Here is a 26,435-nt window from a genome sequence, read left to right as displayed (position 1 = left end):
GCATCTACGGTGGGGTCATGGGCAGACAGCAGAAGCGCCGCGTGACCGACGTCGGCACCTTGAAGGCCTTCGGGCACCCCCTGCGGCTGAAGCTCTACGGGGCGCTGAAGGTCGCCGGTGCCGCCACCGCCTCACAGCTCGCTGACGACGTCGACGAGGCCGTTTCCCTCGTCAGCTACCACCTGCGCAAACTCGCCGAGCACGGCCTGATCGAAGAGGCACCGCAGGCGCAGCGGGGCGACGGGCGCGAACGGTGGTGGACCCCCGCCCAGGAAACGCTCTCCTTCAGCAGCGACGACTTCGAGGACACTCCGGAGAAGGCGGCCGCGCTCGCCGCCACGACACGCGCCCTCCACGAGCAGCACACCCGTCTCTTCGGCGCCTGGCTCGACCACCGCGCGGCCTGGAGTCCCGAGTGGCGCTCCGCCGCCGACAGCTCCGACTTCCTCGGCCGCTACACCCCCGCCGAGCTCACCGCACTCACCGAGGAGCTGCACGCCGTGATCCGCACGCACGAGCAGCGGGCCAGGGCCGCCGAGGAGGCCGGGGACACGGACGGCCGTGAGAACGTGCTGCTGGACTTGAAGGCCTTCCCCTTCCGGTCGCTGTGACCGGCATAGCCGCGGCGCCCGTCACCGCACGCCCCGCCCACCGCGACGCCAACGTCCTGCGCTGGCTCGGTGCCTACACCACGTCGATGGTCGGGGACAGCCTCTACTTCCTCGCGCTGTCCTGGGCCGCCACCCGCAGCGGAAGCCCCGCGCAGGCGGGCCTCGTGCTCGCCGTCGGGGCCGTCCCGCGCGCCGCGCTCATGCTGGGCGGGGGAGTCGTCGCCGACCGCTTCGGGCCGCGCCGCGTCGTCATCGGCAGCGACGCCGTGCGGTGCGCGGTGATCCTCGCGGTGACGGTGCTGCTCCTGGTGTCCACACCGGGGATCTGGCTCCTGGCGGCCCTCGCCCTCGTCTTCGGCGCGGTCGACGCGCTCTTCCTGCCGAGCGTGGGCGCCCTGCCACCGCGCCTCACCTCGCCGGACCAGCTGGGCCGCGTGCAGGGCATGCGGGGGCTCGCGCAGCGCGTCGCCACGGTGGCCGGGGCGCCGCTGGGCGGCCTCGCGGTGGCGGCCGGCGGGCCGGTGGCGGGGTTCGGTGCGGCGGGCGCGCTGTTCGCCGTGTCGCTCGTGCTGCTCCTCGCGGTACGCGTCCGTGACCTCGCCCCGGACGAGGCGGCGGGGCGGGCGGAGCCGGCCGGGCGGCAACTCCTCGGCGGCCTGCGGTACATCCGCGGGCACCGCGTCCTCGCCCCGCTGGTCGTCACCGCCGCGGTCACGGAGCTGGGCTTCGCCGGGCCCGCCAACATCGGGCTCGTCCTGCTCGCCGAGGAGCGCGGCTGGGGCGCCTCGGGCCAGGGCTGGATCCTCGCCGGCTTCGGCGTCGGCGCCGGGTGCGCCGCGCTCCTCATCGCCGTCCGCGGCCGCGTCCCGCACGCCGGGCTCGTCCTGTCCTGGGCGGTGATCGGCGGCTCGGTCGCCCTCGGCGCGATCGCCTACGTCCCCTCCGTCGTGACCGCGACGGCGGCCGGGCTCTGCGTGGGCCTGCTCACCGGCCTCGGCGGCGCCGTCATCGCCACCCTGGCCCAGACGGTGACGGACCCCGCCTATCTGGGCCGCGTCACGTCCGTGGTCACGTTCTTCACCGTGGGCGTCGCCCCGCTCGGCTACCCCGTCGCGGGCGCGGCGATCGGCGCCTGGGGCGCCGGGCCCGTCTTCGCCGCGAGCGCGGCGCTCAGCGCGGCCGGAGGCGTCGTCGGCCTCTGCGCACGCTCCCTGCGCCGCGCCGAACTCCCGCGCTGAGCAAGCCGGTTCAGGTGGCCGAGCCCGTTCAGAGGCCCAGCTGCTTCGTCTCGTGCAGCGTGGCGATCGCCTCCTTGTCGCCGTCGAGAGAGACGTCGGCGACCTCCTGCCTGCCGAACGCGAACAGCAGCAGCTCGGCCGGCTCACCGGTCACCGTCACCACCGGAGTGCCCCGGTGCGCCACCGCCGTCCGGCCGTCCGGGCGACGCAGGACCAGGCCCACCGGTGACTTGCGGCCCACCAGCCGGGCCGTGCGTTCAAGACGGGACCACAGGGCGTCCGAGAAGACCGGGTCGAGCTCGCGCGGCGTCCAGTCGGGCTGCGCGCGGCGCACGTCCTCGGTGTGGATGTAGAACTCGACGGCGTTCGACGCCTCGTCCACCTGCTTCAGGGCGAAGGGCGAGAAACGCGGCGGCCCCGTCCGGATGAGCTGGATCAGCTCCTCGTACGGCTTCGCGGCGAACTCGGCCTGCACCCGCTCCAGGCGCCCCGCGAGCTGCTTGATCAGCAGCCCGCCCGCCGCGTCGGCGCGCCGCTCGCGCACCACCACGTGGGCCGCGAGGTCACGGGTCTTCCAGCCCTCGCACAGAGTGGCCGCCTCGGGCCCCTCCGCCTCCAACAGGTCGGCGAGAAGAAGTCGTTCACGCTTCGCATGGGTCGACATACCAGCCAGCCTACGACCGGCCGCGCGGTCCGCACAGTGGACGGCGCGGGGCGCGGCCCGCGCGGGGCGGCACAATGGGCCCATGACCAGCGTGCCCCCGCCCAGCAGCAACCTCGACCCGGAGATCGCCGCGCGCCTCAGGCGCAGTGCCGACGGGCTCGTCCCCGCCATCGCCCAGCAGTACGACACCGGTGAGGTGCTGATGCTCGGCTGGATGGACGACGAGGCGCTGCACCGCACCCTCACCACCGGGCGCTGCACCTACTGGTCGCGCAGCCGTCAGGAGTACTGGGTCAAGGGCGACACGTCCGGCCACTTCCAGTACGTCAAGGAGGTCGCCCTCGACTGCGACGCGGACACCGTCCTCGTCCAGGTCGACCAGGTCGGCGCGGCCTGCCACACCGGCACCCGCACCTGCTTCGACACCGACGTGCTGCCCGTGCTTCCCGTGCCCGGCGCGCCCGCGTCCGGTCAGTAGGGTCCTGCCATGGACCTCGAGACCTTCCGCAAGCTCGCGACCGACCGCCGCGTCATCCCCGTCAGCCGCAAGCTCCTCGCGGACGGCGACACCCCCGTCGGCCTCTACCGCAAGCTCGCCGCCGAACGCCCCGGCACGTTCCTCCTGGAGTCGGCGGAGAACGGCCGGTCGTGGTCCCGGTACTCCTTCGTCGGCGTCCGCAGCGCCGCCGCCCTCACCGTCCGCGACGGCGAGGCCCACTGGCTCGGCACCCCGCCCGTCGGCGTGCCCACCTCCGGCGACCCGCTCGCCGCGCTGCGCGCCACCATCGGCATACTGCACACCCCGCGCGACGTGGTCAGCGCCGACGGCCTGCCGCCCTTCACCGGCGGCATGGTCGGCTATCTCGGCTACGACATCGTGCGCCGCCTGGAGAAGATCGGCTCCGGCGACCGCGACGACCTGCGCCTGCCCGAGCTGACCATGCTCCTCACCAGCGACCTCGCCGTCCTCGACCACTGGGACGGCTCGGTCCTGCTGATCGCCAACGCGATCAACCACAACGACCTGGAGACAGGGGTCGACGAGGCCTACGCCGACGCGGTCGCCCGCCTCGACGCCATGGAGGCCGACCTCTCCCGGCCCGTCTCCCAGCCCCCGGCCGCCCTGCCGCCCTCCGAGCTCCCCGCGTACACCGCCCTGTGGGGCGGCGAGCAGTACCAGGAAGCCGTCGAGGACATCAAGGAGCGCATCCGGGCCGGCGAGGCCTTCCAGGTCGTGCCCTCGCAGCGCTTCGAGACCCCCTGCACCGCGACGGCGCTGGACGTCTACCGCGTGCTGCGCGCCACCAACCCGTCGCCGTACATGTACCTCTTCCGGTTCCCCCACGGGGACGGGGAGGCGTTCGACGTCGTCGGCTCCTCGCCCGAGGCCCTCGTCAAGGTCGAGGACGGGCGCGCCATGGTCCACCCCATCGCGGGCACCCGGCACCGCGGCGCCACCCCGCGGGAGGACCAGGCCCTCGCCGACGAACTGCTCGCCGACCCCAAGGAGCGCGCCGAGCACCTGATGCTCGTCGACCTCGGCCGCAACGACCTCGGCAGGGTCTGCGAGCCGGGCTCCGTCGAGGTCGTCGACTTCATGTCCATCGAGAAGTACTCCCACGTCATGCACATCGTGTCGACGGTCACCGGACAGGTCGCCCAGGGCCGCACCGCCTTCGACGTCCTCACCGCCTGCTTCCCCGCGGGCACCCTCTCCGGCGCCCCCAAGCCGCGCGCCATGCAGATCATCGACGAGCTCGAACCCTCCCGGCGCGGCCTGTACGGCGGCTGCGTCGGCTACCTCGACTTCGCGGGCGACTCCGACACCGCCATCGCCATCCGCACCGCCCTCCTCCGCGACGGCACGGCATACGTACAGGCCGGAGCCGGAGTCGTCGCCGACTCCGACCCCGTCGCCGAGGACACCGAGTGCCGGAACAAGGCCGCCGCCGTGCTGCGCGCCATCCACACGGCGAACCGGCTGCACGACCGTTCGAGCCGTGAGGGATAGTGGACGGGTGACTTCTGCCGTACCTCCGCCCCGTACCGAGGCCGCGTCCGAGAGCCGCGCCCAGCGCAGCAGCCGGCGCAGCATCGCCGCCGCGCTGCTGCTCGGCGCCGTCGGCGCGGCCCTCGCCCTGCTCGCCTCCCGCCAGGACTGGGCCCACGGCACCGCGTCGGTGGCCGGCGGCGAGCTGCCGCTGACCGCCAAGGGCAGCGACGTCACCGGCGTGCCCGCGGCCCTCGCCATAGTGGGCCTCGCCGCGCTCGTCGCGGTCTTCGCGGTCCGCCGCGCCGGGCGCCTCCTCGTCTCCCTGCTGCTCACGCTGAGCGGCGGGGGCATCGTCGCCGCCGCCCTGCTCGGCGCCGACGACAGCGACGCGCTCGACGAGAAGGCCGCCACGGCCTCCGGCGACGCCGCCGCCACCATCGGCGACCTGAGCCACACCGGCTGGCCGTACGCCGCGGCCGCCGCGGGCGTCCTGATCCTGCTCGCCGGGCTCCTCGCTCTCACGTACGGCCGTTCCTGGCCCGCGATGTCGGGACGGTACGAACGCGACGGCGCGCCGAGCCCCCGCAAGGCGCGCCGCGCCCCGGACCCGGAGCGGCCCGAGGAGCTGTGGAAGGCCCTCGACCGCGGCGAGGATCCGACGCACGGAACATGACCCCCGCGCTCACCGCATACGCGCGAGTACGGGACAATGCCAGCGAGCGTCCGCAGCACGGCGGGCTCCCCAGCGACCGCCGCACACAGCAACAAGGAGCACTTTCATGGCGCACAGCCACGGACACACCCCGGCTGCCTGGACCGGTGTCATCATCGCCTTCGTCGGTTTCTGCGTCGCGGGCGCCTTCATGGTGATGGCCAACGTGCCCGGCTTCTGGGCCGGTATGGCCATCGTCGTCCTCGGTGGCCTCGTGGGCGGCGTCATGCGCCTCATGGGCATGGGCCAGGAGAAGCGTCCGCACCGTCAGGCCGCGGGCGCCAAGAGCTGACCTCGCCGTACGGGACATACGAGCTGTACGAGCCGTACGAGCTGTGCGACAAGAGGCGGTCCGGCAGGTGCCGGGGCCGCCTCTTCCGCATAATGCACGGGTGACCGCCGAACCGGAGAGCGCCGCCCCCGCCGTCCTGACCCGCTTGCTCGTGCCGGCCGGTGTGCTCGCCTCGGTCGCCGGTGCCTTCGCGTACGTCGGCGCCGTCGACCCGAACGAACCCGGCCACTACCCCGCCTGCCCGCTGCTGCGCCTCACCGGCATCTACTGCCCGGGCTGCGGCGGCCTGCGCAGCGCGCACGCCTTCGTCCACGGCGATCTCGCGGCGGCCCTCGGCGCCAACGCGCTCGCCGTCGCCGGATACGCCGTCTTCGCCGTGGTGTGGACCGCGTGGGTGATCAGGATCCTGCGCGGGCGGCCGGTGCGGATCGAGTGGGGGCCGCTCCAGCTGTGGGGCGTGGGCGTCCTGGTCGCGCTCTTCACCGTCGTGCGCAATCTGCCGTTCGGGTCCTGGCTGCATCCCTGAACGTGCAGGCCGGACGGGTGGTGAATGTCCAGGTCGTGGGACGGCTGTCAACCGGATGCGAGGCCTTCGCCCTCCTGCGGATACCATCGCAGTGACCAGCTTGAACGTCAGCTCAACCGTCAGGGAAGGGGGCCGCTCGCGTGAGTGTGCTCGACGAGATCATCGACGGAGTCCGTGCCGACCTCGCGGAGCGGCAGGCACGCGTCAGCCTCGACGAGCTCAAGGAGCGTGCGGCCAAGGCTCCCGCGGCCAAGGACGGCGCGGCGGCCCTGCGCGGCGACGGCGTCAAGGTCATCTGCGAGGTGAAGCGCTCCAGCCCCTCCAAGGGCGCGCTCGCCGCGATCGCCGACCCGGCGGGCCTCGCCGCCGACTACGAGGCGGGCGGCGCGGCCGTCATCTCCGTGCTCACCGAGGAGCGCCGCTTCGGCGGCTCGCTCGCCGACCTGGAGGCCGTCCGCGCCAAGGTCGACATCCCGGTGCTCCGCAAGGACTTCATCGTCACCTCGTACCAGCTGTGGGAGGCCCGGGCGTACGGCGCCGACCTCGCGCTCCTGATCGTGGCCGCCCTGGAGCAGCCCGCCCTGGAGTCCCTGATCGAGCGTGCCGAATCGATCGGCCTCACGCCGATCGTCGAGGTGCACGACGAGGACGAGGCGGAGCGCGCCGTCGACGCGGGCGCCCGCGTCATCGGGGTCAACAACCGCGACCTCAAGACCCTCAAGGTCGACCGCTCCACCTTCGAGCGGGTCGCCCCCGAGCTGCCGGACGGCGTCGTCAAGATCGCCGAGTCCGGTGTGCGCGGACCGCACGACCTGATCGCCTTCGCCAACGCGGGCGCCGACGCGGTGCTGGTCGGCGAGTCCCTGGTGACCGGCCGCGACCCCAAGGGCGCCGTCTCCGACCTGGTCGCCGCGGGCACGCACCCGGCGCTCCGGCACGGACGGAGCTGACCCTCCCCATGTCGATCTCCGCCCGCCTCGCACCCGGCTGCCGCCCCCGCGGCTGCCGGGCGCCCGCGCGGCGCGTGCGGGGCAGGCGGGTGCGGTACCACATCGGCTCGGAGCCGGGCCAGATCCCCGGCATGCGATGGCGACGGCGCCCTGTGCGCCGACCGAGCTGAGGGCGCCCCTTCAGGGGCGCGGGGAACTGCGCGACCAGCCCACGCCGGGCGATGGTCGCGACGGAACCTGTTCCAGCTACGGCGACTGGGCGATCTCATGCCACACGCCAACGTCAGCCATTGCGAGGTTTCCGCATGTCCAGCGAGTACTTCATCCCCGACCCGGAGGGTCACGTCCCCAGCGCCGAAGGGTACTTCGGCGCCTTCGGCGGAAAGTTCATCCCGGAGGCCCTCGTCGCCGCCGTGGACGAGGTCGCCGTCGAGTACGACAAGGCGAAGAGCGACCCGGAGTTCGCCCGCGAGCTCGACGACCTGCTCGTCCACTACACGGGCAGGCCCAGCAGCCTCACGGAGGTGCCCCGCTTCGCGGAACACGCCGGCGGCGCCCGCGTCTTCCTCAAGCGCGAGGACCTGAACCACACCGGCTCGCACAAGATCAACAATGTGCTCGGGCAGGCCCTGCTCACCAAGCGCATGGGCAAGACGCGCGTCATCGCCGAGACCGGCGCGGGACAGCACGGCGTCGCCACGGCCACCGCCTGCGCGCTCTTCGGCCTCGAATGCACCATCTACATGGGCGAGATCGACACCGAGCGCCAGGCCCTGAACGTGGCCCGCATGCGGATGCTCGGCGCCGAGGTCGTCGCCGTGAAGTCCGGCAGCCGCACCCTGAAGGACGCCATCAACGAGGCGTTCCGCGACTGGGTGGCGAACGTGGACAGGACCCACTACCTCTTCGGGACCGTCGCGGGACCGCACCCCTTCCCCGCCATGGTCCGCGACTTCCACCGCGTCATCGGCGTCGAGGCCCGCCGCCAGCTCCTGGAGCGCGCCGGGCGGCTGCCCGACGCCGCCGTCGCCTGCGTCGGCGGCGGCTCCAACGCCATCGGCCTCTTCCACGCCTTCATCCCGGACACGGACGTGCGCCTCATCGGTTGCGAGCCCGCGGGACACGGCGTCGAGACCGGCGAGCACGCAGCCACCCTGACCGCGGGCGAGCCGGGCATCCTGCACGGCTCGCGCTCCTACGTCCTCCAGGACGAGGAGGGCCAGATCACCGAGCCCTACTCGATCTCGGCGGGCCTCGACTACCCCGGCATCGGCCCCGAGCACGCCTACCTCAAGGACAGCGGCCGCGGCGAGTACCGCGCGGTCACCGACGACGCGGCCATGCAGGCCCTGCGGCTGCTCTCCAGGACCGAGGGCATCATCCCGGCCATCGAGAGCGCCCACGCGCTCGCCGGGGCGCTCGAAGTCGGCAAGGAGCTCGGCGGGGACGGGCTGATCGTCGTCAACCTCTCGGGGCGCGGCGACAAGGACATGGACACGGCCGCGCGTTACTTCGGCCTGTACGACACGGACGCCACCGTCGAGGCCGACGAGCCCGGCACCGGCGCGGAGATCGAGGGGGACGCCAAGTGAGCGGCAACGTAAGACTGCTGGACGAGACCCTCGCGGCCGCGAAGGCCGAGGGCCGCTCCGCCCTCATCGCCTACCTGCCCGCGGGCTTCCCCACCGTCGACGGCGGCATCGCGGCCGTCAAGGCCGTCTTCGAGGGCGGCGCGGACGTCGTCGAGGTCGGCCTGCCGCACTCCGACCCGGTGCTCGACGGCCCGGTCATCCAGACCGCCGACGACATCGCGCTGCGCGGCGGCCTCAAGATCCGCGACGTCCTGCGCACCGTCCGCGAGGCCCACGAGGCGACCGGCAAGCCGGTGCTCGTCATGACGTACTGGAACCCGATCGACCGCTACGGCGTGGAGCGCTTCACCGCCGAGCTCGCCGAGGCGGGCGGCGCCGGCTGCATCCTGCCCGACCTGCCCGTCCAGGAGTCGGCGCTGTGGCGGGAGCACGCCGCCAAGCACGACCTGGCGACGGTCTTCGTCGTCGCGCCGAGCAGCAAGGACGAGCGGCTCGCCACAATCACCGCGGCGGGCTCCGGCTTCGTCTACGCGGCCTCCCTGATGGGCGTCACCGGCACCCGCGAGTCCGTCGGCGAGCAGGCGCAGGACCTGGTGCGGCGCACCAAGGCCACCACCGGCCTGCCGGTCTGCGTCGGCCTCGGCGTCTCCAACGCCCGGCAGGCCGCCGAGGTCGCGGGCTTCGCCGACGGAGTGATCGTCGGCTCCGCCTTCGTGCAGCGGCTCCTCGACGCGCCCGACGAGGCCGCGGGCCTGGCCGCCGTGCGCGCCCTCGCCGGTGAGCTCGCCGACGGGGTCCGCGGCACGGCGTAACTCGTACGGGTGGACCTGGACCGGGGAGGCGCGCTCGCGCCTCCCCGGTTCGTTTGGCGGGGTGTGAGCGAGAAGAACCGTGAGGAAAAGCGATCGGCCCGCGAGCGGATGGCGGCAGAGCGAGAGCGGCAGAAGGCCCGCGACAAGCGGCGCAGAGCGCTGATCGTGAGCGCCGCGGTGGTCGGTGTCCTCGGCCTCGCCGCCGTGGTGGGCCTGCTCGCCGCCCAGGCGGGCGACGACAAGAGCGACGCGGCGGGCCCGGTGGTCGCGCCCAAGGGGGCGGGCGACAAGGACGGCCCGATGATCCCCGTCGGCAAGGACAGCGCCAAGTCGACCCTCACCATCTGGGAGGACTTCCGCTGCCCGGCCTGCAAGCAGTTCGAGGACGGCTTCCGCTCGACGATCCACGAGCTCGCCGAGAAGGGACAGCTCAAGGCCGAGTACCACCTGGCCACCCTCATCGACGGGAACATGGGCGGCAGCGGCTCCCGCCGCTCGGCGAACGCCGCGGCGTGCGCCCAGGACGCCGGCAAGTTCACGCCGTACCACGACGTGCTCTTCAAGAACCAGCCCCCGGAGCCCGACGACGCGTTCGGCAAGAACAGCCGACTGATCGAGCTCGCCGGCGAGGTCGACGGACTGGTCACCGACTCCTTCAAGAAGTGCGTCGAGGACGGCACGCACGACAGCTGGGTCGACAAGTCCAACAAGGCCTTCCAGGACGCGAAGCTGCGCGGCACGCCCACCGTGCGGCTCAACGGCAAGGACATCGTCGGGGACCCGCAGAAGCCCCTGACGCCCCGGAAGCTGAAGCAGCTCGTGGCGGAGGCGAACCGCTCGTGACGGCCGGGGGCGGCGGCGCTCCTGTTATGCACCCGTAGCCGGACCGGTTGCCGCCCCCGACGCCCGGCACGGTAGCGTCGGTCGTGTCATGGACCTTGCCTTCATTCCCAGTCCGTCGCGCGGTGTGGTCGAACTAGGACCCATCCCGTTGCGCGGCTACGCGTTCTGCATCATCATCGGCGTCTTCGTAGCCGTCTGGCTCGGCAACAAGCGGTGGATCGCTCGCGGGGGCCGGTCAGGCACCGTGGCCGACATCGCCGTGTGGGCCGTGCCGTTCGGCCTCGTCGGCGGGCGTCTGTACCACGTGATCACGGACTACCAGCTGTACTTCAGCGACGGCCGTGACTGGGTGGACGCCTTCAAGATCTGGGAGGGCGGACTCGGCATCTGGGGCGCGATCGCGCTCGGTGCCGTCGGCGCCTGGATCGGCTGCCGCCGCCGGGGCATTCCGCTGCCGGCCTGGGCCGACGCGCTGGCCCCCGGCATCGCCCTCGCGCAGGCCATCGGCCGCTGGGGCAACTGGTTCAACCAGGAGCTGTACGGCAAGTCCACGGACGTGCCCTGGGCGCTGAAGATCACCTCCGCCGAGGACGGCCGGGTCCCCGGCACCTACCACCCCACCTTCCTGTACGAGTCGCTGTGGTGCATCGGCGTCGCCGTCCTGGTCATCTGGGCCGACCGCCGCTTCAAGCTCGGCCACGGCCGGGCCTTCGCGCTGTACGTCGCCTCGTACTGCGCCGGGCGCGGCTGGATCGAGTACATGCGGGTCGACGACGCGCACCACGTGCTCGGCCTCCGGCTGAACGTGTGGACCGCCATCGTGGTCTTCCTCCTGGCGGTCGCCTACCTCGTGGTGTCGGCGAAGACCCGCCCCGGACGCGAGGAGGTCGTCGAGCCGGGCGCCGCCGACGAGGTCGAGGGTGCCGGTGCCGGTGACGCCGCGAAGCTCACCAAGGGTGCGGACACCAAGGACTCCAAGGACGGCTCCAAGGACTCCGCGGACACCAAGGACGCCAAGGCTGCCGAGGACACCGACGGGGCGAAGTCCTCGGCCGAGCCGAAGAGCTGACACTCCTCCTGCGCGTGGGCGGTCACGTCCGGTGGGCCAGCGCCAGGACGCGCCGCGCGCCCTCCACCACCGCCTTGTCCACGAAGCGGCCGTCCGGCAGCGCGAGGGCGCCCTCGTCCGTGGCGGCCGCCTTGGTGATCTCCTCCGCCCGCTCGATCTCCTCCCGGGTGGGAAGGTAGGCCCGCTCGATGACCGGGAGCTGGCGGGGGTGGATCGCCGCGCGGCCGAGGAAGCCGAGGGCGCGGCCCCGGGCGCAGGAGGCGGCGAGCCCTTCCAGGTCACGGATGTCCGGGTGGACCGACTGGGCGGGCGGGGCCAGACCCGCCGCCCGCGCCGCCACCACCACCCGGGAGCGCGCCCAGTCGAGGCCCGTCTCCTCGCGCACCCCGAGGTCCGCGCGCAGGTCGGCCTCGCCGAGGGAGATGCCGCGCAGGGCCGGGTGTGCGGTGGCGATGGAGTAGGCGTGCTCCAGGCCGAGCGCCGACTCGACGAGCGCATGCAGGGCGAGCGCGCCGCCGTCGGCGGGCACCGCCCGCTCGGCGACGCGGATGACCTCGGCGCGCGACGTGACCTTGGGCAGGCGCAGGCCCGCCAGGCCGGGCAGCGGGGCGAGGGCGCGGAGGTCGGCCTCGGCGAGCGGGCCGTCCAGGGCGTTCACGCGGACGTGGACGGGGACGGGGGAGGGCCGGGGCTCGGCGAGCAGTTCGGCCGTCGCCGCTCTCGCGTACTCCTTGCGGTCGGGGGCGACCGCGTCCTCCAGGTCGACGATCACCGCGTCGGCGCCCGCGTGAAGGGCCTTGGCGACCACCTCGGGCCGGTCCCCGGGAACGTACAGCCAGGTCAGTGGCGAGTGGACGGTCACAGCGCGCCCTCCTTGCGCAGGGTGGTGATCTCGCGTTCGGTCAGGCCGAGTTCGGTGAGGACCGCGTCCGTGTCGGCGCCGTGCGGGCGGCCCGCCCAGTGGATCGCGCCGGGGGTCGCGGAGAGCCGGAAGAGGATGTTCTGCATGCGCAGCGGGCCGAGCTCCGGGTCGTCGACCGTGGTGAGCGTGGAGAGGGCCGCGTACTGGGGGTCGGTCATGACGTCGCGTACGTCCTGGACGGGGGCGACCGCGGCCTGCGCCTTCTCGAACGCCTCGATCACCTCGGCGCGGGTGTGCCGGGCGATCCAGCCGCCGACCGCCTCGTCGAGGACATCGGCGTGGCGTGCCCGGTCCGCGCCGGTGGCGAACCACGGCTCCGCGATCAGGTCGGGGCGGCCGACCAGGCGCATCAGGCGCTCCGCGACCGACTGGGCGGAGGTGGAGACGGCGACCCAGCCGCCGTCCGCCGTGCGGTAGGTGTTGCGCGGCGCGTTGTTGGTGGAGCGGTTGCCGGTGCGGGGCTGTACGTGGCCCAGCTGGTCGTACCAGAGCGGCTGGGGGCCGAGGACCGTGAGGATCGGTTCGATGATCGCCATGTCGACGACCTGGCCCTCGCCCGTGCGGTCGCGGGCCGCGAGCGCCGTCAGTACCGCGTACGCCGTCGCCAGGCCCGCGATGGAGTCGGCGAGGCCGAACGGCGGCAGGGTCGGCGGTCCGTCCGGCTCCCCGGTCATCGCGGCGAAGCCGCTCATCGCCTCGGCGAGGGTGCCGAAGCCGGGGCGGCGGGAGTACGGTCCGAACTGGCCGAAGCCGGTGACGCGGGTCAGGACCAGGCGGGGATTGGCGGCGTGCAGCTCCGGCCAGCCCAGGTCCCACTTCTCCAGGGTGCCGGGGCGGAAGTTCTCGACGATCACGTCGGCGGTGGCGGCGAGGCGCAGCAGGGTCTCGCGCCCGCCCGGCGTCGACAGGTCGAGGGTCATCGTGCGCTTGTTGCGGCCGAGCAGCTTCCACCACAGGCCGACCCCGTCCTTCGAGGGGCCGTGGCCGCGGGACGGGTCGGGGCGCGAGGGGTGCTCGACCTTGATGACCTCGGCGCCGAAGTCGCCGAGCATCGTGGCGGCGAGGGGGCCCGCGAAGAGGGTGGCGAGGTCGAGGACGCGCAGGCCGGTGAGGGGAGCGGTCATGACGCGGCGCCCGCCTGTCCGGCGGCGCTGTCGATCTCCTTGCGGTACGGCATGGATGTCGAAGCTCCCGGGCGCTGCACGGCGAGCGCCGCCGCGGACGACGCCCAACGCAGCGCGTCCGGCACGGAGTTGCCCTCGGCGAGCGCCACGGTGAGGGCGCCCGCGAAGGTGTCGCCCGCGCCGGTGGTGTCGACCGCCGTGACCTGTTGGGCGGGGACCGTGACCGGTTCGGTGCCGCGGGCCGCGTACAGGCTGCCGCGCGAGCCGAGGGTGATGACGACCTCGGGCACCTGGGAGAGCAGGGACTTTGCGGCGGCCGGCGGGTCGTCGGCGATGCCGGTGAGGGCGGCGGCCTCGTGTTCGTTGGGCAGCAACAGGTCGGTGGCGGCGAGGAGTTCGGGAGGCAGGGGCTGGGCGGGGGCGGGGGTGAGGACGGTGCGGACCCCGTGGCGCCGGGCGGCCCGCGCGCCGGCGAGCACCCCTTCCAGGGGTACCTCCAGCTGGAGCAGCAGGGCGTCGGCGGAGGCGATCAGGCTCTCGTCGCCGGGGCCGAGCGCGGTGACGGTGCCGTTGGCGCCGGGGATCACGACGATGGCGTTGCCGCCCTCGTCGTCGACGACGATGTGCGCGGTGCCGGTGGGCGTCTCGACGGTGCGCAGGAGGTCCGTGTCGACGCCGGAGTGCTCCAGGCAGGAGCGGATCGCGCTGCCGTGGGCGTCGGTGCCGACCGCGCCGATCAGGGAGACGGTGGCGCCCGCGCGGGCCGCCGCGACGGCCTGGTTGGCGCCCTTGCCGCCGGGCGCGGTGCGGAACTCGCGGCCGGTCACGGTCTCGCCGCGCCGCGGCGCCTCGGCGACGTACGCGACGAGGTCCATGTTGGCGCTGCCGAGGACGACGATGTGGGGCGTGGGACTCATGGGCGGGGTGCCTCCCGGGCGGTGAGTGCGGTGGTGAGGTCTGCGAGGGTGTCGAAGCCGGTGCCGTCGAAGTCGCCCACGGAGGTGGCGAGCCGGTTCTTGAGGGGCGCCGTCCAGCGGTCGGGCAGCGCGTCGGGGTGGCCGGCGAGCAGGCCCGCGACCGATCCGGCGGTGGCACCGTTGGAGTCGGTGTCCCAGCCGCCGGAGACGGCGCGGGTGATGGAGCCGGTGAAGTCGCCGTCGGCATGGGTGAGGGCGGCGGCGAGGAGGGCGGCGTTGGGGATGACGTGGACCCAGTGGTGGGTGGCGTACCGCGCGTGGAGGTGGTCGACGACCTCGTCGAAGTCCCGTGTGCTGTGCGCCAGTTGAATCGCGGCCCGGACCGCGGCGGCCAGCCGCGAAGCTTCCGGCACGGCGGACAGGCCGGCCCGCAGACAGGTGTGGACGTCGGCGGTGCCGCCCGCCGCCGCGGCGATGGTGGCCGCAGCGAACTCGGCGCCGTGCACGCCGTTCGCCGTATGGGTCAGGGCCGCGTCCCTGCGGGCCTGTTCGGCGGCCGCGTCGGGGTCCCCGGGGTTGGTCCAGCCGTGCACGTCGGCGCGGATCAGGGCGCCGATCCACTCGCGGAACGGGTTGCGGTGGGTGGCGGTGTGCGGGGGTTCGATGCCCTGGAGGAGGTTGCGGTAGGCGACGCGCTCGGCGGTGAAGGTGCGGCCCGCGGGGAGCTCGTCGAGCCAGAGCCGTGCCACGTCCTCGGTGGTGAAGTCCTTGCCGTGGCGCTGGAGGAGGAGCAGGTTCAGGAGGGGGTAGTTGAGGTCGTCGTCCTCGGGCATGCCGTCGATGTTCTCGGCGAGGGAGGTCGGCGCGGAACGCTTGTTCCAGGGGTACGTGGCCCTGAGTCCGGGCGGGACGCCTCGTTCGGTGAACCAGGTGTGCAGGGGCCAGTTGCCCGCTGCCCGGGCGAGGCTCCGGATGCCGTCCAGGGGGAGCTTCTCCACCGGTTTGCCGAGGAGGCAGCCCGCGGCGCGGCCCAGCCAGGCGGCGTGGAGGCGGTGGCGCAGCTCCGGCGGGGCAGGCGCCTCGGTGCATGCCACCCGGCACCGGGGGCGCGACGGGAGCGGCGCCGACGTGCCGGTCAGTTCGTCCAGGAGCTGTTCCGCCAGGGCGCGCAGGTGGGGCGGGGCCGGGGAGGGGGACGCGCCCGCGCGGGGCGGGGCCAGGTGGCCGCCCGACGCGAGCCAGCGGTCGCGTACCGCCGTAACGTCGCGGCCCTCCTCTTCCGCCTGGCGGAGCTCGTGGCCGATCAGGTCCTCCGGCTGGACCCACGTCAGGCGGATCACCGGTCGGCCGTCAGGGCCGCGAACGCGGACTCGTGGGCGCGGCGGCGCCGGACGTCCCGGGCGAAGACCTCCTCGGCCACCGCCGTGAGCGCCGCCGCAGGGGCGTGCAGGTCGAGGCGGCTGGCCTCGGCGACCCGCTTGGCCCAGTCGGCGGGGACCGCCTCCTCGCCGCGCAGCGCGCCCACGATCGCGCCGCTCATCGTCGCGATGGAGTCGCAGTCGCGGCCGTAGTTGACCGAACCGAGCACGGTGCGGCGGTAGTCGGCCTCGCCGACCAGGAGCATGCCGAGGGCGACGGGGAGCTCCTCGACGGAGTGCAGGCGGGAGGGGCGGCGGGCGCCGAGGGAGGGGGTGCGGTAGTCGGGGCCGACCGTGTCGAAGGGGGCGACGGCGGCCCGGATCGGGGCCAGGGCCGACTCGAAGTCCCGGTGGCGCGCGGCGACTTCGGCCACCGCCTCGATCGCCGCGCGCGTCCCGTCCTTCGCCAGGGACAGACACGCTCCGACGACGGAGTCCGCCGTGGCGCCGGGTGCGCAGGCCGCCGCCACGGCCGCCGCGAAGACCCCCGCCGCCTCCCTGCCGTACGAGGACTGGTGGGCGCCCGCGATGTCGAGGGCCTCGGCGTACGCGGCCCGCGGGTCGGCCGCGTTGACCAGGCCGACCGGCGCCATGTACATCGCCGCGCCGCAGTTCACGATGTTCCCGGCGCCGGCCTCGCGCGGGTCGACGTGGCCGTAGTGGAGGCGGGTGACGAGCCACTTCTCGGCGAGGAAGATCCGGTGCAGGGGGAGGGCTTCGGCCTCCAGCTCGGGGATCCAGCGCGGGGTGGTCATCAGGTCGGGGACCAGGTGGTCGGCGACGGCGTACGCGTCGAGGTGGTCGCGGACCGTCGCGTAGACGCGGACGAGCGCGTGGGTCATGAGGGTGTCGTCGGTGACGTGCCCGTCGCCCTTGTGGTACGGCGCGACGGGGCGGGCCGTGCGCCAGTCGTCGCCGTGCCAGGGGCCGACGATGCCGGATACGCGACCCCCGTGCCGCTCGGTGATCTGTTCGGGCGCGTACCCCTCGACGGGCCCGCCGAGCGCGTCGCCGACCGCGGCTCCGACGAGGCTCCCCGCGATGCGGTCGGACAGGGACAGCTCGGTTCGTGGCGTCTCAGGGCGTGGCGTCATGGTCGTCATGTCGGAATTGTCCACCTGGAGTGGCCAGTTCCGTGTCTGCCAGGTGACCGGCGAGTTCCACCAGGTCGGTGCCCGCGAGGCGGGGCAGCGCGCAGCCCGAGAGGGTGCGGCAGGTGTCCCGCCAGGCCGCGGGGATCGCGGCCGCCGTGCCGAGGACGCCGGTCAGCGCCCCGGCGAGCGCCGGTGCCGAGTCCGCGACGCGCGACAGGCACGCCGCGGCGGGCACCGCCTCCGCGATGCGGCCGCGGGCGGCGGTGGCCAGGGCGAGGGCGACGGGCACGGTCTCGGCCGCGGCGATGCCGTAGCTGTAGACGTGGTCGACGATCTGGTGCTCCAGGAGCGGTACGAGGGCGAAGGCGCCGTCGTCCGCCTGGGCGCGGGCCGTCTTCACGGCGTGCCGGGCGTTCCGGCCGATCTCCGTGTGCTCCGGGAGCTGGTCGAGCGCGCACTCCACCGCGGTGTCGACGGCGGCCCCCGCGAGCGCGGCGGAGACCGCGGCGGCCATCGCGCGGGCGCCGTGCGTGCCGTCGCCGTCCTGGGTGTAGCGGGCGTCGAACTCCGCGAGGGCGGCGGCCCGTTCGGGGTCGCCGGGGTGGATCAGGGCGAGCACGCAGGCGCGTACGCAGGCCGCGTCGTCGAAGTAGTGCGGGTTGTCGTGGCCGGTGGCGGGCGGGCGCAGGCCCGCGGCGAGGTTGCCGAGGCCCGCGCGGACGGAGATGCGGGCGCGCAGCGGGAGGACGGCGGACTCGACCTCGGGGGCGCGGGCCGCCGCGGCGGCGATCTCGGCGGCGAGGGTGTTCCAGGAGAGGTCGAGCGCCGCGCGCACGCGGCGGTCCGGGCTCAGGTCGGCGCTGAGGGTGCCGTCCGCGGCGCGGAGCAGGGACTCCGCGGTGAAGGCCGCCCATTCGGCGTCGTCCGAGGGGCCGAGGCGCAGGGGTTCCGGGGACTGGTTCAGGGCGATGGGGACGGGGAGGGTGGTCGTGGCGTTCTGCTCGGCGAAGGTGTCCAGTTCGCGGGTGAGGCGTCGTGTCCACTCGGGCATGCGGGCGGCGCGGTGTCTTGCGGCAGGCCAGCCTGCGGCGTCGCCTGCCGCGAGGCCCAGCAGGAGCGCTTCGGCGGGGGGTGCCTTGCTTCGGTTGGCGCCTCCGTTGTGCTTGCCCGGCCCCGGGGGCTGTGCCCACCCGTGCCGCCCTGCGGCACGATTGCCCACAGTGGTCATGACCCGGCCACCCCATCATCCGCAGTCAGCAGGTCTGCCACGTCCAGTACGTGGTGGCCCCGGATCGAGGGGAGGCACGTGCCGCGGGCCGGGCCGATTGCTGTGGACCATGGGTGGGGGATCGCCGCGGCGCCGCACGTCGCGCCCGCGAGGGCGCCCGCGACCGCCGCCGTCGTGTCGGCGTCACGGCCCATGTTCACCGCCGAGAGCACCGCGCAGCGGAAGTCGCCGCGGGCCGCCGCGTACGCGCCGAAGGCCAGGCCCACCGCCTCCGGCGCGAGGTCCGTCCAGGGGTAGCCGCCGATGACCACCGCCGAGCGGACCGCCCGCTCGCCGCGGTGCGCGGCCGCCACCGCGCGGCGCAGGGAGCGGGCCGTCCAGCTGTCGTCCGGGATGACGGAGAGCGCCGCCGTCACGACGGCGTCCACGCGCGCTCCCGCCATGGCCGCCGCGACGCCCGCCGCCACCGCGCGGCCGCCGTGGATGCCCTCGCCGTCGTGGCTGACGGAGCCGTCGATCGCGACGAGGCGGGCCGCCTCGTCCGGGCGGCCCGCCGCGAAGACGCCGAAGGGCGCGGCCCGCATCGCGAGGCCGTCGCTCCACGCGTGCCGGTGCTGGGCGGAGATGGGGGCGGCGAGGCCCCTGCGCAGGTTCTCCAGGGTGCCGCGCTCGCTGAAGCCCGCGCCCCGGAACGGGCCCTCGTCGAGGTCGGCGATCCACTGGTGCCAGGCCGTCTCGACGTGGGCGACCGTCAGCGCGGAGCCGTGCCGGGCGAGCAGGAGCCCGGAGAAGATCGCGTACTCGGTGTCGTCGGTGCCGGCCGGGTGTTCGGCGACGTATCCCGTGATGCGGCCCCAGCGGCGGCGGATCTCGGACGGTTTCATGTTCTCGGCGGGGGCGCCGAGCGCGTCGCCGACCGCGAGGCCGAGCAGGGCGCCGCGCGCCCGCTCGCGGAGGTCGTCGGCGTCGCCGGGCGCCGGGACCGAGGGAACGCATGCGGTGGACGCCATGCCGTGCCTCCCTTGTGCGGACCGTCGGCTGCGCGCGGACCACGGACGGAGCGTGAACCGCTGGATGCGGTTGCTTGGTGCATCTCTGCCACGCGGGGTGCTCACACGAGCATGTGCGGGCTCAGATCACTCCTTCGCCGCCTTCCCGGAGGGGCATTCGAAGAGCGCGTTTTCGCAGGTAAGTACGGCCTTCCTTGCTGGCGGGAGACATTTTTCGCGCGTACTTTCGAGATCGTCCAAGCACGTACGAGGGGGCTCCACACCATGGCGATCATCGAGACCGAAGCGACTCTGCACGAGGCGCACCGCGACAACCACACCCACCGCGACGTGAACGGTGGCTGGCTGCGTCCGGCGGTCTTCGGAGCGATGGACGGACTCGTCTCCAACCTCGCCCTGATGACCGGTGTCGCGGGCGGCGCCGTCTCGCGGGAGACCATCGTCATCACCGGCCTGGCGGGGCTCGCCGCCGGCGCCTTCTCCATGGCGGCCGGTGAGTACACCTCCGTGGCCTCCCAGCGCGAGCTGGTGGAGGCCGAGCTGGACGTCGAGCGGCGCGAGCTGCGCAAGCACCCGGCGGACGAGGAGAAGGAGCTCGCCGAGCTGTACGCGTCGCGCGGCGTCGAGCCCGAGCTGGCCCGCGAGGTCGCCCGGCAGCTGTCCAAGGACCCCGAGCAGGCCCTGGAGATCCACGCCCGCGAGGAGCTCGGCATCGACCCGGGCGACCTGCCCTCGCCGACCGTCGCCGCGGTCTCGTCCTTCGGCTCCTTCGCGCTGGGCGCCCTGCTCCCCGTACTGCCGTATCTGCTCGGCGCCACCGTGCTGTGGCCCGCCCTGCTGCTCGCGCTCGTCGGGCTCTTCGCCTGTGGCGCGGTGGTGGCCAAGGTGACCGCGAGGTCCTGGTGGTTCAGCGGTCTGCGGCAGCTCGCGCTCGGTGGAGCGGCGGCCGGTGTGACGTACGCCCTGGGCAGCTTGTTCGGTACCGCCGTAGGATGAGCCGTTGCAGGTCTATGCAGGACCCTGCATAAGTAGCCGTTACTCGGCGGTTTCGACCCCGTGACCACTGGGCATGAGCCGTAAGCGCTGCGGGCAATGAGGCCTGTGTCGTTACGGACCTTGGGTCATGGATCTGTCCGCAAAGGTCCCGAGGGTCCCCTCCGAACCGAGCGGGTACCCCTCCGAACCGCTCCACACCTCCGCGAGCGGTGTCCACATGGTGGAATGAGCTATCCGCTTTCCGAGAAGCGTTCCATCATGTAATCTGCACGAAATTTTGCCAGGGCCAACGTCGTCCCTCGCCACATGTAGTTGCCTCGACGACGACGGGAGTGCCGATGCGTACCCACGCCTGGTCGCCCATGGACGGTCGCCCCGCCCCCCAGGGGATGTACGACCCCCGCAACGAACACGACGCCTGCGGCGTCGGTTTCGTGGCCACCCTCACCGGTGTGGCCAGCCATGAACTGGTCGAACAGGCGCTGACCGTACTGCGCAATCTCGAGCACCGCGGCGCCACCGGCTCCGAGCCGGACTCGGGTGACGGTGCGGGCATCCTGCTCCAGGTCCCGGACGCCTTCCTCCGCGAAGTGACCGGATTCGAGCTGCCCGCCGCCGGTGCCTACGCCGTCGGCATCGCCTTCCTGCCGGTCGACACCGCGGGCACCACGGACGGCGCCGTCTCACAGATCGAGACGATCGCCTCCGAAGAGGGGCTGACCGTCCTCGGCTGGCGCGACGTCCCCGTCGCCCCCGAGCTGCTCGGCGCCACCGCCCGCTCGACCATGCCCGTCTTCCGGCAGATCTTCGTCACCGACGGCGACACCACGGGACTGGAGCTGGACCGCAAGGCGTTCCTGCTCCGCAAGCGCGCCGAGCGCGAGGCCGGGACGTACTTCCCCTCGCTCTCGTCCCGCACCATCGTCTACAAGGGCATGCTGACCACCGGCCAGCTGGAGCCCTTCTTCCCCGACCTGTCCGACCGCCGCTTCGCCACGGCCGTCGCGCTCGTCCACTCCCGCTTCTCGACGAACACGTTCCCGAGCTGGCCGCTCGCGCACCCCTACCGCTTCGTCGCGCACAACGGCGAGATCAACACGGTCCGGGGCAACCGCAACTGGATGCGCGCCCGCGAGTCGCAGCTGGCCTCGGAGCTCTTCGGGAGCCAGGAGAAGCTGGACCGGATCTTCCCCATCTGTACGCCGGACGCCTCCGACTCCGCCTCCTTCGACGAGGTGCTCGAACTCCTGCACCTCGGCGGGCGCTCCCTGCCGCACTCCGTGCTGATGATGATCCCGGAGGCCTGGGAGAACCACGCCTCCATGGACCCGGCACGCCGCGCCTTCTACCAGTACCACTCCACGATGATGGAGCCCTGGGACGGCCCGGCCTGCGTCACCTTCACCGACGGCACCCAGGTCGGCGCCGTCCTCGACCGCAACGGCCTGCGCCCCGGCCGCTACTGGGTCACCGACGACGGCCTCGTCGTCCTCGGCTCCGAGGTCGGCGTCCTCGACATCGACCCCGCCAAGGTCGTCCGCAAGGGCCGCCTCCAGCCGGGCCGGATGTTCCTCGTCGACACCGCCGAGCACCGCATCGTCGAGGACGACGAGATCAAGGCCGCCCTCGCCGCCGAGAAGCCGTACCAGGAGTGGCTGGAGGCCGGCGAGATCGAGCTGTCCGACCTGCCCGAGCGCGAGCACATCGTGCACACGCACGCCTCCGTCACGCGCCGCCAGCAGACCTTCGGCTACACCGAGGAAGAGCTGCGGATCATCCTCGCGCCGATGGCCAAGACCGGCGGCGAGCCGCTCGGCTCCATGGGCACCGACACCCCCATCGCGGCCCTCTCCGAGCGCCCGCGCCTCATCTTCGACTACTTCACGCAGCTGTTCGCGCAGGTCACCAACCCGCCCCTTGACGCCATCCGCGAAGAGCTCGTCACCTCGCTGCACAGCTCGCTCGGCCCGCAGGGCAACCTGCTCGACCCGACCGCCGCCTCCTGCCGCAGCGTCACGCTGCCCTTCCCGGTGATCGACAACGACGAGCTGGCCAAGCTCATCCACATCAACGCCGACGGCGACATGCCCGGCATGAAGGCCGCCACGCTCTCCGGCCTCTACCGCGTCGGCGGCGGCGGCACCGCGCTCGCCGCCCGCATCGACGAGATCTGCGCCGAGGCCGACGCCGCCATCGAGGCCGGCGCCCGCCTGATCGTGCTCTCCGACCGGCACTCCGACGCCGAGCACGCGCCGATCCCCTCGCTGCTGCTCACCTCGGCCGTCCACCACCACCTCATCCGCACCAAGCAGCGCACCCAGGTGGGCCTGCTGGTCGAGGCGGGCGACGTCCGCGAGGTCCACCACGTGGCCCTCCTCATCGGCTACGGCGCCGCGGCCGTCAACCCCTACCTCGCGATGGAGTCCGTCGAGGACCTCGTCCGCGCGGGAACGTTCCTGCCCGGCATCGAGTCCGAGCAGGCCATCCGCAACCTGATCTACGCGCTCGGCAAGGGCGTCCTGAAGGTCATGTCCAAGATGGGCATCTCCACCGTCGCCTCCTACCGCGGCGCCCAGGTCTTCGAGGCCATCGGTCTCGACCAGGCTTTCGTGGAGCGGTACTTCAGCGGGACGACCACGAAGATCGGCGGCGCAGGCCTCGACGTCATCGCGCAGGAGGTCGCCGCCCGGCACGCCAAGGCCTACCCGGCCTCCGGCATCCCTTCGGCGCACCGCGCCCTCGACATCGGCGGCGAGTACCAGTGGCGCCGCGAGGGCGAGCCGCACCTGTTCGATCCCGACACGGTCTTCCGCCTCCAGCACTCCACGCGCAGCCGCCGCTACGACATCTTCAAGCAGTACACGGGCCGCGTGAACGAGCAGTCCGAGCGCCTGATGACGCTGCGCGGCCTCTTCGGCTTCAAGAGCGGCCGGCAGCCGGTCCCCATCGACGAGGTCGAGCCCGCCTCCGAGATCGTCAAGCGCTTCTCCACCGGCGCCATGTCGTACGGCTCCATCTCCAAGGAGGCGCACGAAACCCTCGCCATCGCCATGAACCAGCTGGGCGGCAAGTCCAACACCGGTGAGGGCGGCGAGGACCCGGAGCGCCTGTACGACCCGGCGCGCCGCTCCTCCATCAAGCAGGTCGCCTCCGGCCGCTTCGGCGTGACCAGCGAGTACCTCGTCAACGCCGACGACATCCAGATCAAGATGGCGCAGGGCGCCAAGCCCGGCGAGGGCGGCCAGCTGCCCGGCCACAAGGTGTACCCGTGGGTGGCCAAGACCCGGCACTCGACGCCGGGCGTCGGCCTCATCTCGCCGCCGCCGCACCACGACATCTACTCCATCGAGGACCTGGCTCAGCTGATCCACGACCTCAAGAACGCCAACCCGCAGGCCCGCATCCACGTGAAGTTGGTCTCCGAGGTCGGCGTCGGGACCGTGGCCGCGGGTGTGTCGAAGGCCCACGCGGACGTCGTGCTCATCTCCGGCCACGACGGCGGTACGGGTGCTTCGCCTCTCACGAGCCTGAAGCACGCGGGCGGCCCCTGGGAGCTCGGTCTCGCCGAGACCCAGCAGACCCTGCTCCTCAACGGCCTGCGCGACCGCATCGTCGTGCAGACCGACGGCCAGCTGAAGACCGGCCGCGACGTCGTCATCGCCGCGCTGCTCGGCGCCGAGGAGTTCGGTTTCGCGACCGCGCCGCTCGTCGTCTCCGGCTGCGTCATGATGCGCGTCTGCCACCTGGACACCTGCCCGGTCGGCATCGCCACGCAGAACCCGGCGCTGCGCGAGCGCTTCTCCGGCAAGGCCGAGTACGTCGTCAACTTCTTCGAGTTCATCGCCGAAGAGGTCCGTGAGCTCCTCGCCGAGCTCGGCTTCCGCTCCATCGAGGAGGCCGTCGGCCACGCCGAGCTCCTCGACACTGAGAAGGCCGTCAGCCACTGGAAGGCGCAGGGCCTCGACCTGGAGCCGCTGTTCCACGTGCCGGCGCTGCCCGCGGGCGCCGTCCGGCACCAGATCACGGTCCAGGACCACGGCCTGGAGAAGGCGCTCGACAACGAGCTGATCAAGCTCGCCGCCGACGCGCTCGCCGCGTCCAGCGCCACGGACGCCCACCCGGTCCGCGCGCAGGTCGCCATCCGCAACATCAACCGCACGGTCGGCACCATGCTCGGCCACGAGGTGACGAAGAAGTTCGGCGGCGCGGGCCTGCCCGACGACACCATCGACATCACCTTCACCGGATCGGCGGGCCAGTCCTTCGGCGCGTTCGTGCCGCGCGGTGTGACGCTGCGCCTGGAGGGCGACGCCAACGACTACGTCGGCAAGGGCCTCTCCGGCGGCCGGATCATCGTCCGCCCGGACCGCGGCGCCGACCACCTCGCCGAGTACTCGACCATCGCGGGCAACACCATCGCGTACGGCGCGACCGGCGGCGAGCTGTTCCTGCGCGGCCGCACCGGCGAACGCTTCTGCGTCCGCAACTCCGGCGCGACGGTGGTCTCCGAGGGCGTGGGCGACCACGGCTGCGAGTACATGACCGGCGGCCACGCGGTCGTCCTCGGCGAGACGGGCCGCAACTTCGCGGCCGGCATGTCCGGCGGCATCGCGTACGTGATCGACCTCGACCGCGACAACGTCAACGCCGGGAACCTCGCGGCCGTCGAACCCCTCGACGACACCGACAAGCAGTGGCTGCACGACGTCGTGCGCCGCCACCACGAGGAGACGGGCTCGACCGTCGCCGAGAAGCTGCTCGCGGAGTGGGACACCGCCGTGGAGCGCTTCAGCAGGATCATCCCCACGACGTACAAGGCAGTGCTCGCCGCCAAGGACGCCGCCGAGCGAGCGGGTCTCTCCGAGACCGAGATCACCGAGAAGATGATGGAGGCGGCGACCAATGGCTGATCCCAAGGGCTTTCTGAACCACGGCCGCGAGGTCGCACGGACCCGCCCGGTCGAGGAGCGCGTCCGCGACTGGAACGAGGTCTACGTTCCCGGCTCCCTCCTGCCGATCATCTCCAAGCAGGCGTCGCGCTGCATGGACTGCGGCATCCCGTTCTGCCACAACGGCTGCCCGCTCGGGAACCTGATCCCGGAGTGGAACGACTACGCCTACCGCGAGGACTGGTCGGCCGCGCAGGAGCGGCTGCACGCCACCAACAACTTCCCGGAGTTCACGGGCCGCCTGTGCCCGGCCCCGTGCGAGTCGGCGTGCGTGCTCGGCATCAACCAGCCGGCCGTCACCATCAAGAACGTCGAGGTCTCGATCATCGACCAGGCCTGGGACCGCGGCGACGTCGCGCCCCAGGCCCCGGAGCGCCTCTCCGGCAAGACCGTCGCGGTCATCGGCTCGGGCCCGGCGGGCCTGGCCGCCGCCCAGCAGCTGACCCGGGCCGGCCACACCGTCGCCGTCTACGAGCGCGCCGACCGCATCGGCGGCCTGCTCCGCTACGGCATCCCCGAGTTCAAGATGGAGAAGCGGCACATCAACCGCCGCATCGAGCAGATGCGCGCGGAGGGCACCAAGTTCCGCACGGGCGTGGAGATCGGCCGCGACATCGACGCGGCGAAGCTGCGCAGGCGCTACGACGCCGTCGTCATCGCCGCGGGCGCCACCACCGCCCGCGACCTGCCCGTCCCCGGCCGCGAGCTCAAGGGGATCTACCAGGCGATGGAGTACCTGCCCCTGGCCAACAAGGTCCAGGAGGGCGACTACGTCACCACGCCCGTCTCCGCCGAGGGCAAGCACGTCGTCGTCATCGGCGGCGGCGACACCGGCGCGGACTGCGTGGGCACCGCCCACCGCCAGGGCGCGGCCTCCGTGACCCAGTTGGAGATCATGCCGAGGCCCGGCGAGGACCGCGCCCCGCACCAGCCGTGGCCGACCTTCCCGATGCTGTACAAGGTCACCTCCGCGCACGAGGAGGGCGGCGAGCGGGTCTACTCCGTCTCGACCACGCACTTCGAGGGCGACGAGGACGGCAATGTCCAGTTCCTGCACCTCGTCGAGGTGGAGTTCGTCGACGGCAAGCTGACGCAGAAGCCGGGCACCGAGCGGAAGATCCCCGCCCAGCTCGTCACCCTCGCGATGGGCTTCACCGGCACGGACCGTGAGAACGGCCTGGTGGACCAGTTCGCCCTGGAGCTCGACGAGCGCGGCAACGTCGCGCGCGACGCCGACTTCCAGACCAACGTCCCCGGCGTCTTCGTCGCCGGTGACGCGGGCCGCGGCCAGTCGCTCATCGTGTGGGCGATCGCCGAGGGCCGCTCGGCCGCCCGCGGTGTGGACCGCTTCCTCACCGGCGCCAGCGACCTGCCGGCCCCCATCCGCCCCACGGACCGTTCCCTGACGGTCTAGTCCGTACGACCCTCAGAGGTCGTACGACCCCTCATACGTCCCGTACAACGGCGTACGGAAC

General features: G+C 73.0%; 24 protein-coding genes. 16 read left to right on the top strand and 8 right to left on the bottom strand.

The features are described 5' to 3' along the window. The first annotated feature begins 17 nt into the window (after nt 1-17). Both ACZ4Z4_RS18985 and ACZ4Z4_RS18980 read left to right on the top strand, forming a co-directional pair. Nucleotides 18-611 (top strand): ArsR/SmtB family transcription factor, encoded by a 594-nt coding sequence (locus ACZ4Z4_RS18985; protein ID WP_468328252.1) that lies wholly within the window; start codon nt 18-20, stop codon nt 609-611. Continuing rightward, the gene (locus tag ACZ4Z4_RS18980; protein ID WP_468328250.1) at nt 608-1,849 is read left to right on the top strand and encodes an MFS transporter; all 1,242 of its coding nucleotides are present in this window, start codon (nt 608-610) and stop codon (nt 1,847-1,849) included. The genes ACZ4Z4_RS18985 and ACZ4Z4_RS18980 overlap by 4 nt, the downstream gene beginning before the upstream one ends. Nucleotides 1,850-1,877: 28 nt before the next feature. On the opposite strand, the gene ACZ4Z4_RS18975 is transcribed toward ACZ4Z4_RS18980, so the two are convergent. Continuing rightward, the gene (locus tag ACZ4Z4_RS18975) at nt 1,878-2,513 is read right to left on the bottom strand and encodes a TIGR03085 family metal-binding protein (protein ID WP_468328248.1); all 636 of its coding nucleotides are present in this window, start codon (nt 2,511-2,513) and stop codon (nt 1,878-1,880) included. A gap of 82 nt (nt 2,514-2,595) precedes the next feature. On the opposite strand from ACZ4Z4_RS18975, the gene hisI reads away from it, so the two are divergent. From hisI to lgt, 11 genes are all read left to right on the top strand, one after another. Further along, nucleotides 2,596-2,991, top strand: a complete 396-nt coding sequence (hisI, locus tag ACZ4Z4_RS18970; RefSeq protein WP_468328246.1) for a phosphoribosyl-AMP cyclohydrolase — start codon at nt 2,596-2,598, stop codon at nt 2,989-2,991. A 9-nt stretch (nt 2,992-3,000) separates the two neighbouring features. Beyond that, nucleotides 3,001-4,524 carry an anthranilate synthase component I gene (locus tag ACZ4Z4_RS18965; RefSeq protein WP_468328244.1) on the top strand — a complete coding sequence of 508 codons (1,524 nt, stop codon included), beginning with the start codon at nt 3,001-3,003 and terminating at the stop codon, nt 4,522-4,524. A gap of 7 nt (nt 4,525-4,531) precedes the next feature. After that, nucleotides 4,532-5,179, top strand: coding sequence for a TIGR02234 family membrane protein (locus ACZ4Z4_RS18960; protein WP_468328242.1), 648 nt, complete (start codon nt 4,532-4,534; stop codon nt 5,177-5,179). Between the two features lie 106 nt (nt 5,180-5,285). Continuing rightward, entirely contained in the window at nt 5,286-5,510 is a 225-nt protein-coding gene (locus ACZ4Z4_RS18955) for an HGxxPAAW family protein (RefSeq protein WP_468328240.1), read from the top strand. Between the two features lie 100 nt (nt 5,511-5,610). Continuing rightward, complete coding sequence (locus ACZ4Z4_RS18950) at nt 5,611-6,036, top strand: DUF2752 domain-containing protein (protein ID WP_468328238.1); 426 nt, start codon at nt 5,611-5,613, stop codon at nt 6,034-6,036. Nucleotides 6,037-6,176: 140 nt separating this feature from the next. Next, a complete protein-coding gene (gene trpC, locus ACZ4Z4_RS18945; RefSeq protein ID WP_385936228.1) occupies nt 6,177-6,986 on the top strand; it encodes an indole-3-glycerol phosphate synthase TrpC in 810 nt (269 codons plus the stop codon). 8 nt (nt 6,987-6,994) lie between these two features. Then, a complete protein-coding gene (gene trpM / locus ACZ4Z4_RS18940; RefSeq protein WP_468328236.1) occupies nt 6,995-7,156 on the top strand; it encodes a tryptophan biosynthesis modulator TrpM in 162 nt (53 codons plus the stop codon). 135 nt (nt 7,157-7,291) lie between these two features. Next, nucleotides 7,292-8,578 carry a tryptophan synthase subunit beta gene (trpB, locus tag ACZ4Z4_RS18935; protein ID WP_468328234.1) on the top strand — a complete coding sequence of 429 codons (1,287 nt, stop codon included), beginning with the start codon at nt 7,292-7,294 and terminating at the stop codon, nt 8,576-8,578. Beyond that, on the top strand, nt 8,575-9,390 hold the full coding sequence (trpA, locus tag ACZ4Z4_RS18930) for a tryptophan synthase subunit alpha (protein ID WP_468328232.1): 816 nt from the start codon (nt 8,575-8,577) through the stop codon (nt 9,388-9,390). Before trpB ends, trpA begins: the two co-directional genes overlap by 4 nt. 63 nt (nt 9,391-9,453) lie before the next feature. After that, nucleotides 9,454-10,233, top strand: a complete 780-nt coding sequence (locus tag ACZ4Z4_RS18925) for a DsbA family protein (protein ID WP_468328230.1) — start codon at nt 9,454-9,456, stop codon at nt 10,231-10,233. Nucleotides 10,234-10,321: 88 nt separating this feature from the next. Then, nucleotides 10,322-11,302, top strand: coding sequence for a prolipoprotein diacylglyceryl transferase (lgt, locus tag ACZ4Z4_RS18920; RefSeq protein WP_468328228.1), 981 nt, complete (start codon nt 10,322-10,324; stop codon nt 11,300-11,302). Nucleotides 11,303-11,324: 22 nt separating this feature from the next. On the opposite strand, the gene ACZ4Z4_RS18915 is transcribed toward lgt, so the two are convergent. From ACZ4Z4_RS18915 to ACZ4Z4_RS18885, 7 genes are read right to left on the bottom strand one after another with little or no spacing between them, the layout of a single operon-like run. Then, nucleotides 11,325-12,164 carry an HpcH/HpaI aldolase/citrate lyase family protein gene (locus ACZ4Z4_RS18915; RefSeq protein WP_468328226.1) on the bottom strand — a complete coding sequence of 280 codons (840 nt, stop codon included), beginning with the start codon at nt 12,162-12,164 and terminating at the stop codon, nt 11,325-11,327. Further along, the gene (locus ACZ4Z4_RS18910) at nt 12,161-13,348 is read right to left on the bottom strand and encodes a CaiB/BaiF CoA transferase family protein (RefSeq protein ID WP_468328224.1); all 1,188 of its coding nucleotides are present in this window, start codon (nt 13,346-13,348) and stop codon (nt 12,161-12,163) included. Before ACZ4Z4_RS18910 ends, ACZ4Z4_RS18915 begins: the two co-directional genes overlap by 4 nt. Then, a complete protein-coding gene (gene rbsK, locus ACZ4Z4_RS18905; protein WP_468328222.1) occupies nt 13,345-14,265 on the bottom strand; it encodes a ribokinase in 921 nt (306 codons plus the stop codon). The genes ACZ4Z4_RS18910 and rbsK overlap by 4 nt, the downstream gene beginning before the upstream one ends. Further along, nucleotides 14,262-15,605, bottom strand: a complete 1,344-nt coding sequence (locus tag ACZ4Z4_RS18900) for an ADP-ribosylglycohydrolase family protein (protein ID WP_468328220.1) — start codon at nt 15,603-15,605, stop codon at nt 14,262-14,264. The genes rbsK and ACZ4Z4_RS18900 overlap by 4 nt, the downstream gene beginning before the upstream one ends. Continuing rightward, nucleotides 15,602-16,777, bottom strand: a complete 1,176-nt coding sequence (locus ACZ4Z4_RS18895; protein ID WP_468328481.1) for an ADP-ribosylglycohydrolase family protein — start codon at nt 16,775-16,777, stop codon at nt 15,602-15,604. Before ACZ4Z4_RS18895 ends, ACZ4Z4_RS18900 begins: the two co-directional genes overlap by 4 nt. After that, complete coding sequence (locus ACZ4Z4_RS18890; protein ID WP_468328218.1) at nt 16,761-18,005, bottom strand: ADP-ribosylglycohydrolase family protein; 1,245 nt, start codon at nt 18,003-18,005, stop codon at nt 16,761-16,763. Before ACZ4Z4_RS18890 ends, ACZ4Z4_RS18895 begins: the two co-directional genes overlap by 17 nt. After that, nucleotides 18,002-19,015: an ADP-ribosylglycohydrolase family protein gene (locus ACZ4Z4_RS18885; RefSeq protein WP_468328216.1), complete on the bottom strand. Its 1,014-nt coding sequence runs from the start codon at nt 19,013-19,015 to the stop codon at nt 18,002-18,004. Before ACZ4Z4_RS18885 ends, ACZ4Z4_RS18890 begins: the two co-directional genes overlap by 4 nt. A 264-nt stretch (nt 19,016-19,279) precedes the next feature. Here ACZ4Z4_RS18885 and ACZ4Z4_RS18880 point away from each other — a divergent pair, with 264 nt between their 5' ends. The 3 genes from ACZ4Z4_RS18880 to ACZ4Z4_RS18870 all read left to right on the top strand — a co-directional run bounded on the left by ACZ4Z4_RS18880 (nt 19,280) and on the right by ACZ4Z4_RS18870 (nt 26,374). Then, nucleotides 19,280-20,011, top strand: a complete 732-nt coding sequence (locus ACZ4Z4_RS18880) for a VIT1/CCC1 transporter family protein (protein ID WP_468328214.1) — start codon at nt 19,280-19,282, stop codon at nt 20,009-20,011. Nucleotides 20,012-20,400: 389 nt separating this feature from the next. Further along, nucleotides 20,401-24,921 carry a glutamate synthase large subunit gene (gene gltB / locus ACZ4Z4_RS18875; protein WP_468328479.1) on the top strand — a complete coding sequence of 1,507 codons (4,521 nt, stop codon included), beginning with the start codon at nt 20,401-20,403 and terminating at the stop codon, nt 24,919-24,921. Beyond that, entirely contained in the window at nt 24,914-26,374 is a 1,461-nt protein-coding gene (locus ACZ4Z4_RS18870; RefSeq protein WP_398307309.1) for a glutamate synthase subunit beta, read from the top strand. Before gltB ends, ACZ4Z4_RS18870 begins: the two co-directional genes overlap by 8 nt. Nucleotides 26,375-26,435: the final 61 nt, after the last annotated feature.

Source organism: Streptomyces sp. NPDC030245 (assembly GCF_055572995.1).
The sequence above is the reverse complement of the archived record's forward strand: the minus strand, read 5'-3'. Positions and strand labels throughout refer to the sequence as shown.

Excerpts from the sequence above, each read along its gene's own strand:
- ACZ4Z4_RS18985 (WP_468328252.1), top strand. The coding sequence starts at position 18 with ATGGGCAGACAGCAGAAGCGCCGCGTGACCGACGTCGGCACCTTGAAG.
- ACZ4Z4_RS18975 (WP_468328248.1), bottom strand. The coding sequence starts at position 2,513 with ATGTCGACCCATGCGAAGCGTGAACGACTTCTTCTCGCCGACCTGTTG.
- hisI (WP_468328246.1), top strand. The coding sequence starts at position 2,596 with ATGACCAGCGTGCCCCCGCCCAGCAGCAACCTCGACCCGGAGATCGCC.
- ACZ4Z4_RS18965 (WP_468328244.1), top strand. The coding sequence starts at position 3,001 with ATGGACCTCGAGACCTTCCGCAAGCTCGCGACCGACCGCCGCGTCATC.
- ACZ4Z4_RS18955 (WP_468328240.1), top strand. The coding sequence starts at position 5,286 with ATGGCGCACAGCCACGGACACACCCCGGCTGCCTGGACCGGTGTCATC.
- trpM (WP_468328236.1), top strand. The coding sequence starts at position 6,995 with ATGTCGATCTCCGCCCGCCTCGCACCCGGCTGCCGCCCCCGCGGCTGC.
- trpB (WP_468328234.1), top strand. The coding sequence starts at position 7,292 with ATGTCCAGCGAGTACTTCATCCCCGACCCGGAGGGTCACGTCCCCAGC.
- lgt (WP_468328228.1), top strand. The coding sequence starts at position 10,322 with ATGGACCTTGCCTTCATTCCCAGTCCGTCGCGCGGTGTGGTCGAACTA.
- ACZ4Z4_RS18910 (WP_468328224.1), bottom strand. The coding sequence starts at position 13,348 with ATGACCGCTCCCCTCACCGGCCTGCGCGTCCTCGACCTCGCCACCCTC.
- rbsK (WP_468328222.1), bottom strand. The coding sequence starts at position 14,265 with ATGAGTCCCACGCCCCACATCGTCGTCCTCGGCAGCGCCAACATGGAC.
- ACZ4Z4_RS18895 (WP_468328481.1), bottom strand. The coding sequence starts at position 16,777 with ATGACGCCACGCCCTGAGACGCCACGAACCGAGCTGTCCCTGTCCGAC.
- ACZ4Z4_RS18890 (WP_468328218.1), bottom strand. The coding sequence starts at position 18,005 with ATGACCACTGTGGGCAATCGTGCCGCAGGGCGGCACGGGTGGGCACAG.
- ACZ4Z4_RS18885 (WP_468328216.1), bottom strand. The coding sequence starts at position 19,015 with ATGGCGTCCACCGCATGCGTTCCCTCGGTCCCGGCGCCCGGCGACGCC.
- ACZ4Z4_RS18880 (WP_468328214.1), top strand. The coding sequence starts at position 19,280 with ATGGCGATCATCGAGACCGAAGCGACTCTGCACGAGGCGCACCGCGAC.
- gltB (WP_468328479.1), top strand. The coding sequence starts at position 20,401 with ATGTACGACCCCCGCAACGAACACGACGCCTGCGGCGTCGGTTTCGTG.
- ACZ4Z4_RS18870 (WP_398307309.1), top strand. The coding sequence starts at position 24,914 with ATGGCTGATCCCAAGGGCTTTCTGAACCACGGCCGCGAGGTCGCACGG.